The 12,986-nt window shown below is 59.2% G+C and carries 13 protein-coding genes; 11 read left to right on the top strand and 2 right to left on the bottom strand.

All coding sequences use genetic code 11. The features are described 5' to 3' along the window. Window positions 1–1,488, bottom strand: coding sequence for an amidase (locus tag D0851_RS13575; protein WP_227539306.1), 1,488 nt, complete (start codon window positions 1,486–1,488; stop codon window positions 1–3). A gap of 52 nt (window positions 1,489–1,540) precedes the next feature. On the opposite strand from D0851_RS13575, the gene D0851_RS13570 reads away from it, so the two are divergent. Together D0851_RS13570 and D0851_RS13565 are read left to right on the top strand one after the other, a co-directional pair. Continuing rightward, complete coding sequence (locus tag D0851_RS13570; protein WP_117619116.1) at window positions 1,541–2,668, top strand: hypothetical protein; 1,128 nt, start codon at window positions 1,541–1,543, stop codon at window positions 2,666–2,668. After that, window positions 2,659–3,438, top strand: a complete 780-nt coding sequence (locus D0851_RS13565; protein WP_117619115.1) for a sulfite exporter TauE/SafE family protein — start codon at window positions 2,659–2,661, stop codon at window positions 3,436–3,438. The genes D0851_RS13570 and D0851_RS13565 overlap by 10 nt, the downstream gene beginning before the upstream one ends. On the opposite strand, the gene D0851_RS13560 is transcribed toward D0851_RS13565, so the two are convergent. Further along, window positions 3,421–5,769 carry a GGDEF domain-containing protein gene (locus tag D0851_RS13560; RefSeq protein ID WP_117619114.1) on the bottom strand — a complete coding sequence of 783 codons (2,349 nt, stop codon included), beginning with the start codon at window positions 5,767–5,769 and terminating at the stop codon, window positions 3,421–3,423. The two genes, D0851_RS13565 and D0851_RS13560, sit on opposite strands and share 18 nt — an antisense overlap. Before the next feature lie 190 nt (window positions 5,770–5,959). Here D0851_RS13560 and D0851_RS13555 point away from each other — a divergent pair, with 190 nt between their 5' ends. The 9 genes from D0851_RS13555 to D0851_RS13515 all read left to right on the top strand — a co-directional run bounded on the left by D0851_RS13555 (window position 5,960) and on the right by D0851_RS13515 (window position 12,924). Continuing rightward, a complete protein-coding gene (locus D0851_RS13555; RefSeq protein ID WP_117619113.1) occupies window positions 5,960–6,748 on the top strand; it encodes a MotA/TolQ/ExbB proton channel family protein in 789 nt (262 codons plus the stop codon). Continuing rightward, window positions 6,735–7,130: an ExbD/TolR family protein gene (locus tag D0851_RS13550; RefSeq protein ID WP_117619112.1), complete on the top strand. Its 396-nt coding sequence runs from the start codon at window positions 6,735–6,737 to the stop codon at window positions 7,128–7,130. The genes D0851_RS13555 and D0851_RS13550 overlap by 14 nt, the downstream gene beginning before the upstream one ends. After that, the gene (locus D0851_RS13545) at window positions 7,127–7,537 is read left to right on the top strand and encodes an ExbD/TolR family protein (RefSeq protein ID WP_117619111.1); all 411 of its coding nucleotides are present in this window, start codon (window positions 7,127–7,129) and stop codon (window positions 7,535–7,537) included. The genes D0851_RS13550 and D0851_RS13545 overlap by 4 nt, the downstream gene beginning before the upstream one ends. Further along, a complete protein-coding gene (locus D0851_RS13540) occupies window positions 7,534–8,289 on the top strand; it encodes an energy transducer TonB (RefSeq protein WP_117619110.1) in 756 nt (251 codons plus the stop codon). Before D0851_RS13545 ends, D0851_RS13540 begins: the two co-directional genes overlap by 4 nt. A gap of 342 nt (window positions 8,290–8,631) precedes the next feature. Continuing rightward, window positions 8,632–9,480: a formate/nitrite transporter family protein gene (locus D0851_RS13535; RefSeq protein WP_117619109.1), complete on the top strand. Its 849-nt coding sequence runs from the start codon at window positions 8,632–8,634 to the stop codon at window positions 9,478–9,480. 77 nt (window positions 9,481–9,557) lie between these two features. After that, entirely contained in the window at window positions 9,558–11,285 is a 1,728-nt protein-coding gene (locus tag D0851_RS13530; protein ID WP_117619108.1) for a bifunctional protein-serine/threonine kinase/phosphatase, read from the top strand. Window positions 11,286–11,510: 225 nt separating this feature from the next. After that, window positions 11,511–12,029 (top strand): Hcp family type VI secretion system effector, encoded by a 519-nt coding sequence (locus tag D0851_RS13525; RefSeq protein ID WP_008176957.1) that lies wholly within the window; start codon window positions 11,511–11,513, stop codon window positions 12,027–12,029. Window positions 12,030–12,114: 85 nt separating this feature from the next. Further along, on the top strand, window positions 12,115–12,462 hold the full coding sequence (locus D0851_RS13520) for a hypothetical protein (protein WP_117619107.1): 348 nt from the start codon (window positions 12,115–12,117) through the stop codon (window positions 12,460–12,462). Between the two features lie 15 nt (window positions 12,463–12,477). Continuing rightward, window positions 12,478–12,924 (top strand): hypothetical protein, encoded by a 447-nt coding sequence (locus D0851_RS13515; RefSeq protein ID WP_117619106.1) that lies wholly within the window; start codon window positions 12,478–12,480, stop codon window positions 12,922–12,924. The last annotated feature ends 62 nt before the right edge of the window (window positions 12,925–12,986 follow it).

The following is a 12,986-nucleotide window of genomic DNA, read 5'->3' as shown; positions in this document are numbered from 1 at the left end:
TCAAAACGCGTCCTCAAGCTTTTCGTAGTTGCTGAACCAGGGGTTCGCCTCTTCCAGCTGGGCCGCCAGCTGAAGCAAAACCGCTTCGGCCCCGTGGCGCGCACCGAACTGGACACCAACCGGCAAACCTCCGGAAGTCCAGTGCATGGGGACAGACATGGCCGGTGTTCCGGTGAGGTTCGCCAACTGAGTGAATGGCGTACGGGCCAGACTTTCCAGGGCCATCTGGTCTACCTGGCCGGATCGGTGCACCAGTTTGCCTGCATTGAGCTTGAGCATCAGCCGGGCCGCCAGTTTCAGATGGGGCGGTGTCTCCAGCTCCCCGATCACCGCCGGCAGTTGCCCGGTGGTGGGACTGAGATAGAGATCATAGCTGCCAAAAAAGGCCCCCAGGGCCCGGGCAAATTCATTCCACTGCTGGCGACGGCGGACATACTCCGACAGCGGCATGGTTTGGCCCAGCATGCCGATCAGGCGGGTATCCAGCTCAAAATCACGGTCACTGGCGCCGAATTGCTCTTTCGCCTTCGCCATCAGCGCCGACACTTCGCCGAAGTACAGGGCCAGATAACAGCGCGCCAGGGCCATGCCGTCGAATTCCGGCGCAGCGTACTCGACCTTGTGGCCCAGGTTCTCCAGGACCCGCGCCGTTTCTTCAACCGCCGCAACGCACTCGGGGGCCACCTCGGTGTTGTAGGGAGAGGAGGTGAACACGCCGATTCGCAGGCTGCCCGGCGACTTCTGCATCAGATCAGCATAGGCCGAGGCCGGCGACGGAATCGCAAAAGGATCACCCGGAGCAGGGCCACTGAGTACATCCAGCATGGCCGCGCTGTCTCTCACCGTCCGGCTGACCACATGATCGGTGGACGCGCCGGTCCAGGCTTCCCCCATGAAGGGGCCCACGGAAATGCGGCCACGGGACGGCTTCAGGCCGAACAGGCCGTTGTAGGCAGCCGGTATCCGGATGGAACCGCCGCCATCGTTGGCGCCGGCCATGGGCACGATACCGGCCGCGACGGCGGCACCTGAGCCGCCACTTGAACCGCCAGGCGTCAGTTCCGTGTTCCAGGGATTGCGGGTCGGGCCCCACAGCTCGGACTCTGTCACCGCTTTTAAACCAAACTCGGGGGTTGCGGTTCGTCCCAGAAAGACCAGCCCGCCATTGCGGGCCCTGCGGACAAATTCCGAGTCCTGGGGCGCGACGTTCCTTTTCAATCCCCGGCTGCCATAGGTACACGGGTGCCCCGCCTGCTCCTGGGCCAGGTCCTTGAGCAACAGGGGCACGCCGGCAAAAACGGCCTGCCCGGGAAAGTTCTGGCCAAGCGCCTCGGAGAACTGAGGGTAACAAATGGCGTTGAGCGTACCGTTCACCTGGGTTGCCCGTTCCACAGCCGCCTCGCATACTTCCCTGGAGCTTACCTCGCCCCGGCGGACCAGATCAGCCAGTGCAGTTGCGTCGTAACGAAGGTATTCGGATTGCTTCATGGCAGGTTCCATTTGTTATTGTATTTTGGGGAAGGTCACGGACAAAACACTTATGATCAGATTTCTCAAGAGCTTACGCCAACTGGCCTGGTTTTTCATCCTGACCGCAACAACAGCCGCCCTGGCTCAGGAGGGTGAGGAGATCTCGGCCGGCGACAGTGACTGGACCCGAATTGTCCGGACATCGCCCTATTGGGTCAGCCAGGGGGTATTCGAAAACATTCTGACCATCCGGCGCTGGGTGCTGAAGGAATCCGGCTACTGTTCAAGCCCCGACCGCCACATCATATTCGACATGCGTGGCCAGTTTCTGGCCTGGATCAGTGACGGGGATGACCGCGAAGCGACCCAGCGCCGTCTCAACGAAGCCCGGCAATCCCTGTACGACAAGGGCCGTGTGGAAACCTGGGTGCCGGGCGATGCCGGACAAACCGGCTATCCCTTTGCCCTGTCGTGTAACCAGCCACACGTGAACATCAATGAGGCGGTTGCCCGCTACCTCGGAACGCTGCCCGGCGACCGTATCTGGGGCGCCTGGGATGATCTTTCCTTCGCCACCAGTGGGGCGCCGGGCGCGCTTCATGATGCCCTGCTTTATGTTTCACAATACCGGAACAGCCAGAACCGCCTCTCTCTGCCCAAAACCCTGCCCCGGTATCTGGCCGGCCAGATTCTGATCGAAAGCGGGGCACAGGCCCGGGCCCATTCCCGGGCTGATGCCCGAGGCATACTGCAATTGTCGCCCGCCGCCCTGGGTGACTGCGAAATCGCGCCGAGAAACACCTGGCACCGGCTGGCCCAGATTGACTGCGCCCTGCGCCTGATGAACCAGAACGCTCGCAACCTTGAGCCGGTATTCCAGCAACGTTTCGGCGATCTGCCCGACAGCAAACGGAACCGCTTGTTCAGCCTCTTGCTGATTCAGGCTTATCACGGCGGCGTTGGGCGGGTTCAGGCTCTGCTCGAAGACCCTGTTCTGTCACAGCCGTCAGAGTACTTTGCCGACAACCATGAACGTTTTACCGCAGGCGACATTGCCTTCGGCCTGATCTTCCACAACCTGGGCCGCGATAGACTGGGGCTGGCTTCACTTTACTATGTTGCCGATGTGCAGCTGGCTACCGAAGCGCTGTGCCGCACGCCGCGCCTGAAACCAACGGAATTCTGTGAATGGAAGTAGCGTTTATTCCCGACTACCTGATTCCCGAAAGCCTGAGCCTTCCCGTGGCGCTTTTCCTGCTTGCCAGCTCCACCATCACTTCCATGATTACCGCCAGCCTGGGCGCCGGGGGAGGCGTACTGTTGCTGGTACTGATGGCTACCTGGATGCCGCCAGCGGCGATTATTCCCGTGCACGGCATGATTCAGCTGGGTTCCAATTTTGGCCGGGCCACACTGACCTGGCGCCATGTGGACTGGCGGGTCATCGCCGCCTTCGCCCCCGGAGTTCTCGTTGGCGCGGCTCTGGGCGCCTGGTTGCTGGTAAATCTTCCGGCCCATATCTGGCAGCTCACAATCGCCCTGTTTGTGCTTTACCTTTGCTGGGGCCCGGCTTTGCCCAAGGGCGCTTTCGGAGCACCAGGGGTTTTCCTGGCCTCGGCGCTGACCAGCTTCGTGAGCTTATTCGTGGGCGCCACCGGGCCACTGGTTGCCGCCTTCATCAAGCAGATTCACGCCGACCGATTCAAAACCGTTGCCACCTTTGCCACTGCCATGACGTTACAGCATGCACCCAAGGCACTGGTGTTTGGAATTGCAGGGTTTGTGTTCCTGGAATGGCTGCCGTTCATTCTCGCCATGATCGCCTGCGGGTTTGCCGGCACCTGGCTCGGATTGCGTGTGCTGAAATCCCTGAGCAACCGCTGGTTCAGCCTGATCTTCAACCTCGTGTTAACCGCCCTGGCGGTTCGCCTGCTCTGGCAGGCCAGCGCCTCAGCCGGCTGGTGGTGACGGCACCACAACAACCGCGTTACGGCCGCGGGACTTGGCAAGATAGCAACCCTCATCGGCCCGGCCCATGGACTCCCTGGGGCTGCTGTCATCCGGCGCCAGCTCGGTCAGACCGATACAAGTAGTGACACCAAACGACCGACCGTCGTGTTCTATGCGAAGGTCTTCAACATTCGCCCGTATCTTCTCGGCAAGCGCCTCGGCTCTGGCAAGCCCACAGGCCGGCAGAATAATGCCGAATTCATCTCCACCCAGCCTCGCTACCGTATCGGACTGGCGGACGGATTCCTTGAACAGGTCCGCGAGCCGGCGTAACAGCTCATCCCCGAGCAGGTGCCCACCCTCATCGTTTACCGGTTTGAAGTGATCCAGGTCTATCAGCATCAGCACTGAGCGCACCTCCTGGCGGCCGGCCTCGCCCATGCACCTGACCAGGGCGGCATTGAATGCCCGGCGATTAAGCAGCTGGGTGAGACTGTCGTGGGTCGCCTCCCAGGAGAGCCGCTCCTCTTGCCGGCGGCGATCACTGTCGTCACGCAACACGAAGACCAGACGTTCATCCTCGAGGCCCCGGCGGATGTGGAGCAGGGTCAGGTCGATATCGAAGGTTTCACTGGCCGTGTTCAACAGCGTTACATACAGGCTGCCCAGATCCTCGCCAGTGAGAAACTCCTGCCGTGTCAATTCGCGGTCGTGGTCCTTGATTGTTACCAACTGGAAAAAATTGCGAAGCAGGCATTCGCCTTCCGCACCCAGAAAACGGCAGGCTGCGTCGTTGGCGTAACGAATGGCACCCTCGGTATCGACCATCAGAACCCCTTCCTGAAGCACACCGAGGAGTGTCTCGGCCCGCTGTTGCTCATCCCGAAGAGCCTCTTCCACCTCCAGTTCATGAGAAATGTCCCTGACAACGGTAACCGTACCCAGTGCTTTCTCCGGCGTTTGAATAGGTGCGGTCATCACGTCTCCCCAGATCAGCCGGTCAGGCTCGCGGGGCGCGAGACGAAACCGCCCCCGGAACACACTCTGGTTACGGATCGCATGTTTCCAGCCGGCAATGGCAGCGTCACGGTCTGCCTCGTGCACGCGACCTGCAAGCCAGGTTTGAGTAAGGTCCTCCGAGGGACGGCCGATAATGGCTTCAAAGGCAGGATTGGCAAATTCGATGCGACCCAGAACGTCGGTCTGCACAATGCCGATAGGCGCACTCTGAGTAAGTGAACGAAAGAACGCTTCGCGCTCAGCGAGCGAGACCAGCACTTCATCCCGCTCATCCATGACGGTATTGAAAATCTCCGCCACTTGTCGGATCTCGGTACCCCCAGATACATCGACCGGGTCAGACCGCATCCCGAGATGACGCTCACGAATCTGATTGCCCAGCATCTCCAGCGGCGCCATCAGCCGGCGGAACCGCCACAGGGCGATGGGTGCTATCAATACAATCACCAACAACAGCACCCAGATAAAGGCATCTGCGGTGCGGGTTATCGGCGCGTAGGCTTCACGGGATGGCCAGACTGCAGACACGAACCAGGGTACCTGGGTCAGTTGCCGTACCGACATAATCGTGGCCTCCCCCTCACCATTGCGGGTTTGCAGCGTACCCTCAAAACCTTCCATCGCATCCCGCAAAACCGGATTGGCGACCCGCACCGGTGCCATTGGCCGGCCAGAACGACCGTGAGCAACCGTCACCCCGCTTCGGGTAGCAACGCCAAGGTAGCCGGTTTCACCGATCCGGAGGTTAATGAACTCTTTCATAAAGTTATCGCCATCCAGCAGGATGGCACCGCCAATCATTCCGACAAAACGCTGGCGATGATCAAAGACCGGCGTCGCCACCATAACGGCGGGTTTATCCTGATAGTTTGATATATATGGCTCACTGATCACCGGTGTCAGGGTGGAGGCGACCCGCCGGAAATACTCTCGGTCACTGACATTCAGCCCGGTTTGCTGGAAGGATTCCGGGTACTCCGCCAGTACCTGGCCTGACTCATTGATCAGGTAAATGCCATCAAACAGATGCTGCAGTGCCGTCTGGCGCCGAACCAGCAAGCGGGCGCGGGCATCCAGAGCGTGTATGGACATGGTAAGGCTCCGGGCGACATGGCTCAGGGTTTCAAGCCTCAGCACCAGCTTGTCATTCAGTTCCCCCGCCACCAGTTCGGCAATGGTCTCAACCTGGCTACGGGCCTGTTGCTCCAGCTCTGCCCGGCTGAGAAGGGCGCCAGCAACGGTGACCAACAGTGCCGAGAGAACAATTACCACAACCACCAGGGCAACCGCCCGGTTAACCAGACTGCCCAACCAACGCTTGATCAACACAACAGCCACATTTTCGGGTAAGCCCGACCAACAGTGATGATCTTTACCTCCGATTCCAATCGCATACCTTTGCTTCTTATTTCTGACCGAATTCTAACAGAGGCATCACCGGTATCAGGTTACACTCTTGCATATTAAATAATAATCTTTATTATTTAGATCCAACTTCATTGCGCCTGAGGGTCATGCCATGACAGACATTTCCGCGCCTTTTAGCAACGGCCTGCTGGCTCAACTGACCGAGATGGGCGGGCCGGTGATGGTCGTGCTCCTGGTGATCGCCGTGCTTGGCGTCGTTACCTTTATCTACCTGATGTTGCTGGGGACACTATACGCACCCCGCTTGCCGGGTAGTCTTAAAAAAACCGTAATCAGCTGGCAACAAAACCCCGGCTCTGTGTCGCCCGCCGCCATTCGTGAACAGGCTGGTCGCTGGGGCAGGCTGAATCCGTTGCTGCACCTGGTTACCAACACCTTTGAAGCACTGAACAGCCAGCAGGATGAGCGGCAGATTCGTGAAACCGCGGCACGGGACGCGCAGCAGTCACTGGAGCCGTTCGAAGCGCCCCTTAAAATCATTGAAGTGATTGCGGCCCTGGCACCCTTGCTGGGACTTCTGGGAACCGTGCTGGGCATGATGGAAGCCTTCAGCGCCATGGCAGCCACCGAAGGACGCGCCAACGCCACCCAGTTGAGTGGCGGTATTTATGAGGCCCTGACCACCACTGCAGCCGGCCTGGTTGTTGCCATACCCTTTGCAGCACTGGCAGCCTGGGTGGAATTCCGTTTACGCCGCATTCACAAAACCATCAACAGCACCCTGGTTTCGATCCTGAACGTAACCGTTGACCCCGATGCCAAAGCGCAGGCTGATGCCCGGCAGGCCGTGGCAACCCGGGAGTGTGCGTCAACCCAGCCCGGGGCCGATCTCTCATACGACAGCGCCAGCGATCGACGATTCGCCCATGCAACTGGTTGAACCCCGGCCGAATCGCCCGATACCAATCCGCATCACGCCGTTGATTGATGTGGTGTTCATTCTACTGGTGTTTTTTATGCTCACCAGCCGCCTGCAGCCGGTGGATCACCTGGAACTGGCCAACAACCCGTCCGCCCGGAGTCCGGCGACTGGTGAACCGCTTCCGGAGCTGACCGTTATCGCAAACGGTCAGATTCAGTGGCAGGACATGACAATGCCACTGGAGCATCTCCTCCCTGAACTTGCACAGGCCGGGATAACCGAGGTCAACCTCGCCACGACGAACGACGCCAGCCTTGGCGCCTTCACCCTGGCACTCAGCCAACTGACCGACAGTGGCATCGACACTCACTGGAAACGGGAAAACGACAAAGCACCATGACCGACCTGGTTCCACCCCCGTTTTCTTCTGGCAAATCCCTGATGGAGCGAGTGGAAGATGCCCTTCTGCCGCTGATCAACCTGGTGTTCCTGCTGCTGATGTTTTTCATTGTGGCAGGCCAGCTTGCCGACGACCCGCTGCCCGAGCTCCCCGCCACAACGCAGACCCGGGAGCAGCGGCCACCCGATGCCGATCTGACAGTGGATGCCGGGGGCAATTGGCGGATTGCCGGAGAGACACTTGATGAAGAGTCCCTTCTATCAACTCTGCCTGCCCCGAATGAGCTGCACCCCCTGAGAATCGCTGCAGCACAAACGATCACCATGGCGGATCTGGAAACCCTGTTCCGGGTGCTTGAGAAGGGTGGCCACACGGATATTCTGTTGCTGACGGAGCCGGGTGAATGACTCTGCAACCCCAACCCTCACGCTTCGTTTTGCTGATGCTTGCAGCGGCAATTACAGCCGGCGCTCTGGTCTTGACCGCACCCGGGAAAACCGTGGAGCTCAATTCCCTGGGCGAGGCCGCCATCAACACGGCACCGGCCATCCGCATCAAGCTTGCCGCGGAACCTGGGCCTGAACCGGAAGTTACGCGCGAGCCCAGCCCGCAACCCGAAGCGAAGCCAGAGCCAGAGCCAGAGCCAGAGCCAGAGCCAGAGCCAGAGCCAGAGCCAGAGCCAGAGCCAGAGCCAGAGCCAGAGCCAGAAATGGTGGCGGAGGTACCGGAGCCGGAATCAACCCCCATAGAGCCTGAGCGTACCCAGACTGGGGCAGCGGCAGAATCTTCCACTTCCCAACCGGCGGAAAGTGAGGTGGAGGAAGCCGAGTCCCGCGCCACCATTCCACTGCAAAACGCAGGCGAGCGCTCCGAGGTCGATCACTATCTGAGCCGCCTCAGGCGCCACCTGGCCCGTTTTTACGACTACCCCCGGCGGGCCAGGCGACTAGGGCAGGAAGGCACACCGGTGATCGTCTTCGAATTCCGGCGAGATGGTTCTCTGGTAGCACACAGCCTGCAAACCGGCTCCGGCCACTCGTTGCTGGACGACTCTGCCCTGGCCATGCTGGAACAGGCCGCGCCTCTGCCCGCCGTGCCCAGGGAGATCTCAGGGAATCGCTTCCGCTACGCGCTGCCGGTGCGCTTCAGTTTGCGCTGACAGCTTGCCCCGCTGATTGCGCCAGCCTGCAGCATAAGGGGCCGGCCACGCACCGAACAGGTGCGCAGGCTCGGGTAAGCGCAGTTACCATGACGACCACCACAAACCCGCCACCGACCTTTACCTCATTGAAATCAGTGCTGTTTGGCAAACCATAATCACTCTGGCACGGTCTCTGCAATCTCTCCTGCTAACGGAACCAATGTGGGTTCTGTTCACGGCAACAGCTTCATTCAGACGACGGCGTCTACTTGCACCTGCGAAATGCAGGCGGCGGGTAACGCCGTTTTTTGTGGCCAGTCCATCGGGTTGGTTATCAGGTTAAGGTCAGAGGAACACACTATGTCTTACATCGCGCCTTCAGAGTTCGTCACCAAAATGGTCGACGCGGGCGAATCGAAAATCTATATGTCCACCCGGGACACCCTGATCCGGGCCTTCATGGCCGGGGCCATCCTGGCTCTGGCGGCAGCTTTTGCCATCACCGTTGCGGTCCAGACCGGCGTTTTTCTGATCGGGGCGATCCTGTTCCCCATCGGGTTCTGCATGCTGTACCTGATGGGGTTTGATCTGCTCACCGGCGTGTTCATGCTGACACCGCTGGCGCTGCTCGACAAACGGCCCGGCGTGACCGTGCAAGGCATCCTGCGGAACTGGGGCTGGGTCTTTCTCGGCAACCTCGGTGGTGCGCTGACCGTTGCCTTCATGATGGCGTTTATCTTCACCTATGGTTTCAACACAGATCCTGGCGCGGTTGGCACCAAGATTGCCAGTATTGGTGAAGCCCGTACCCTGGGTTACGCTGAGTACGGCGCTGCCGGTTGGGCCACCATCTTCATCCGCGGCATGCTGTGCAACTGGATGGTTTCCATGGGGGTGGTTGGCGCCATGATCTCCACCAACGTCAGCGGCAAGATCCTGGCCATGTGGATGCCGATCATGCTGTTCTTCTTCATGGGTTTTGAGCATTCCATCGTCAACATGTTCCTGTTCCCGTCTGCGCTCATCATGGGAGGCGAGTTCTCGGTGATGGACTACCTGTGGTGGAACGAAATCCCGACCGTTCTTGGCAACCTGGTCGGGGGGATCGCGTTCACCGGTCTGACCCTTTACACCACCCACGTCCGCACAGCACCGAAACGTCAGGCTCCGGCCGCCCGTAACGCCGCCGCCCTGGCGCGGTCCACCTAAGCCCGGCACTCCCGCAACTCCGGTAGCCGCACCCGCCGGAGTTGCCTTTTCTTTTACAGTGGAAACCCTGCCTGACGATGACAGCTTTCCTTGCCATCTCTGCCGGCCAGCACTCAGAAGTCGGTAAAAAACCGGTCAACCAGGATTTTCACGGACTGCTGGTGCCGGACAATCATCAGTTGGTGACCAAAGGCATTGCCGTTGCCATCGCCGACGGCGTCAGCTCCAGCAATGTCAGCCAGATCGCCAGCGAATCCGCGGTCGCCGGTTTTCTCAGTGATTATTTTTCAACGCCAGACAGCTGGTCCGTCAAGCAGTCTGCCCAACGTGTTTTGCGGGCAACGAATGCCTGGCTGTATGCCCAGACCAGGCAAAGCCAGTACCGCTATGCCCGGGACCGTGGCTATGTCTGCACCCTGAGCGTGATGGTGTTCAAATCCGCCACGGCACACCTGTTTCATATCGGTGATTCCCGCATCTACCGGGTTCACCCGGCTCAGCTTGAGCTCCTGACCACCGACCATCGGCTCTGGCTTTCACGGGAGGACAGCTGCCTGACCCGGGCCATGGGCATCGGGGACCAGCTGGATATCGATTACCAGAGCCTGCCGATCCAGCCGGGCGACACCTTCCTGCTGGCAACGGACGGCATCCATGAGCACATTGATGAGCGCGGCATGGCGGCCATCATCCGTGAATCCGGAGACGATCTCGACGAAGCCGCCCGCCGCCTGTCGGCCGCCGCCCTTGAGCGGGGAAGCGATGACAACCTGACCGCACAGATTATCCGGGTTGACTCGGTGCCCTCGGAGCGCGGGAACGACGAGCTGTTCCGGCAGTTCGCGGGACTGCCCTTCGCACCCGAGCTTCGCCCCGGGCAAAGCCTTGATGGCTATCGGATTCTGAGGCAGATACATGCCAGCAGCCGCAGCCATGTTTACCTCGCTGCGGATGAAGCCACCGAAGCCCGCGTGGTACTGAAGCTGCCATCCATGGAGCAGCGGCATGACCCGGTGTACCTGGAGCAGTTTTTTACCGAGCAGTGGATTGCCCGGCGACTCAACAATGCCCATGTTGTGCGCCCGTTTGCGCCGGACCGGCAACCCGGGTTTCTGTACCTGGCCACGGAATTCGTGGACGGCTGCACACTCCGGCAATGGATGCTGGACAACCCGGCTCCGGACCTGGAAACCGTGCGCAATCTGGTAGAGCAGATCGCCCGGGGCCTGCGAGCCTTCCACCGGCTGGAAATGGTGCACCAGGACCTGAAACCGGACAATGTTCTGGTGGACGCCCACGGCACCATTACCCTGATTGATTTCGGCGCCACCCGGGTCGCCGGCCTGGAGGAGTCCGAAACCCCGGAAGAGCAGACCGGGCCACGGGGTGCCGCCCTGTTCAGTGCTCCCGAGACCTTCCTCGGAGAACCCGGTGGCCCCGAATCCGACCTGTTCTCCCTCGGGGTGATCACCTACCAGCTGCTTACCGGCCGCTTGCCTTACGGAGCCGAAGTTCCGAAACTGCATAGCCGCAACCAGCTGCGCCGACTCAATTACCAATCGGTCCGGCTGTTCCGGGAGGATGTACCCGGCTGGTTCGATGAGGCCATCGGAAAGGCGGTTCATCCACAGGCCCACAAACGCTACCCGGCACTCTCGGAGTACCTGTACGACCTCCGCCACCCTGCAATGGACTGGCACAGGCGGCAGCGTCCGCCGCTGATCGAGCGGCATCCCATCGCCTTCTGGCAAGGTGTATCCGCCTTGCTATTGTTGGCCTTGCTGACCTCCCTGGCCTTTGACTAACGCAGGGGCCACTCGAGCAATTTCTTGCCTCGCCAGCAATCCGTTGCCTGGCAAGCGGGCGCGGGATTGCCCGCCAGTGTGGAAAGCAATCCCGGAAATCCGGCAACCATCTGTTTTAACTCGTTTTAACTGGCTTTAACTGAATTGGCACAGGCTTTGTAATATCAGTAACCGTCCAGGGAACACCCCGGGGACGTTACTCACTCACCCGTCATGGAGCAGACTATGCCAACTCCTTGTTATATCAGCATCGAAGGCCAGACTCAGGGCAACATCACTGCCGGCGCATTCACGTCCGATTCCGTAGGCAACATCTACGTCGAAGGCCACGAAGACGAAGTGCTGGTCCAGGAATTCAGCCACGTTGTCACCGTACCGACCGACCCCCAGTCCGGTCAGCCCTCCGGCCAGCGTGTGCACAAGCCATTCAAGTTCACCTCGGCACTGAACAAGGCCACCCCGCTGATGTACAACGCCCTGGCTTCCGGCGAAATGCTGCCGAAGGTCGAACTGAAGTGGTACCGCACCTCCGTTGAGGGCAAGCAGGAGCACTTCTTCTCCACCATTCTCGAAGATGCCACCATCATCGACATCAACTGCAACATGCCGCACTGCCAGGATGCCGGCAACGCCGACTTCACCCAACTGGTCACCGTTTCCCTGTCCTACCGCAAGGTCACCTGGGAGCACGCCGTTGCCGGCACTTCCGGTGCCGACGACTGGCGCTCGCCGATCGAGGCGTAAGTCAGACCGCCACTAGCGGAATGGATGCTCCGGAGGCCGAGAGGTGTTCGGAGTATCCGCTTTGGAACTCCAAGGAACGAAGAGCATGAGCGACCCAATTATTCAGAATGATGTTGATATCATTCAAGCAATCATCAGGTCGTTTTATGGGCAAGGCAATGCCCGTCTGTTTACCTCATCCACAATCACGGATGGAACTATTATTAAAGTGGTGGAATTATTGGCAGAAACGGAAGACTGCAGCACTTGGATTGACGCAGTTCCCAGCCCGCAGGATTTGCTTATGCCCGGCAATAAATTAAGAAAGTGGGCTCTGCGAATCATCAGAAAGTCTGGAGAGCCCTTTCTACTGGGAAACGTGCGCATTAACCTAATGTGTAAGCGCTTCCGCGCTGCGCAATTCAAACCTGGTATCATCGACTCTTTAAATTGAACAGGGATCCGTTTAATGAAAGCGTTCATCGCTTGCGGGATTTTTTGGGTCAGCCTGATCTCAGGTTGTGCCTCTCTTAATCAAGAATCCATCGAATTTCACACTTCCAATAACATCAAATTTGAACTCAGTAGTGGACGATTTGATAGTGTCAATGTCCAACCGTTTGAGACTCAGCTCTGGCTCGACACGGAATTGGTGGGCTCTATACTGACGATGGAAACCAACCCAGACTTCTCAACGGCAGTAGAAGAAGTCAGACAGGGTTTTCGGGAAGCGCAGAAATCCTCCGGTAACGTGACGGAACTGGACTTAGGCAAGGGAATCTTTGGCTTCTCTGTGGCCGTAAACCGCTACACCACTGCATTTATAGCAACGTCGCAACACCCTTCATCATGGATTATTATCAGCACTACTGATAGCGTTTCCGACGAAGTGTTATCCACTTTGAAGGTCCACTAAAGGTACGAATTATCTACGCCGTCTATGTCTCGTCTGCACGGGTGGCGGTAAACATGGACGCA

The sequence above is a fragment of the Marinobacter sp. Arc7-DN-1 genome, from assembly GCF_003441595.1.
Taxonomy (GTDB): Bacteria; Pseudomonadota; Gammaproteobacteria; order Pseudomonadales; family Oleiphilaceae; genus Marinobacter; species Marinobacter metalliresistant.
This window is presented reverse-complemented; position numbering and strand designations above follow the sequence as displayed.

Bases quoted from the DNA above. Each gene is read 5' to 3' on its own strand.
- D0851_RS13575 (WP_227539306.1), bottom strand. From the start codon at position 1,488: ATGAAGCAATCCGAATACCTTCGTTACGACGCAACTGCACTGGCTGAT.
- D0851_RS13570 (WP_117619116.1), top strand. From the start codon at position 1,541: ATGATCAGATTTCTCAAGAGCTTACGCCAACTGGCCTGGTTTTTCATC.
- D0851_RS13565 (WP_117619115.1), top strand. From the start codon at position 2,659: ATGGAAGTAGCGTTTATTCCCGACTACCTGATTCCCGAAAGCCTGAGC.
- D0851_RS13555 (WP_117619113.1), top strand. From the start codon at position 5,960: ATGACAGACATTTCCGCGCCTTTTAGCAACGGCCTGCTGGCTCAACTG.
- D0851_RS13550 (WP_117619112.1), top strand. From the start codon at position 6,735: ATGCAACTGGTTGAACCCCGGCCGAATCGCCCGATACCAATCCGCATC.
- D0851_RS13545 (WP_117619111.1), top strand. From the start codon at position 7,127: ATGACCGACCTGGTTCCACCCCCGTTTTCTTCTGGCAAATCCCTGATG.
- D0851_RS13540 (WP_117619110.1), top strand. From the start codon at position 7,534: ATGACTCTGCAACCCCAACCCTCACGCTTCGTTTTGCTGATGCTTGCA.
- D0851_RS13535 (WP_117619109.1), top strand. From the start codon at position 8,632: ATGTCTTACATCGCGCCTTCAGAGTTCGTCACCAAAATGGTCGACGCG.
- D0851_RS13530 (WP_117619108.1), top strand. From the start codon at position 9,558: ATGACAGCTTTCCTTGCCATCTCTGCCGGCCAGCACTCAGAAGTCGGT.
- D0851_RS13525 (WP_008176957.1), top strand. From the start codon at position 11,511: ATGCCAACTCCTTGTTATATCAGCATCGAAGGCCAGACTCAGGGCAAC.
- D0851_RS13520 (WP_117619107.1), top strand. From the start codon at position 12,115: ATGAGCGACCCAATTATTCAGAATGATGTTGATATCATTCAAGCAATC.
- D0851_RS13515 (WP_117619106.1), top strand. From the start codon at position 12,478: ATGAAAGCGTTCATCGCTTGCGGGATTTTTTGGGTCAGCCTGATCTCA.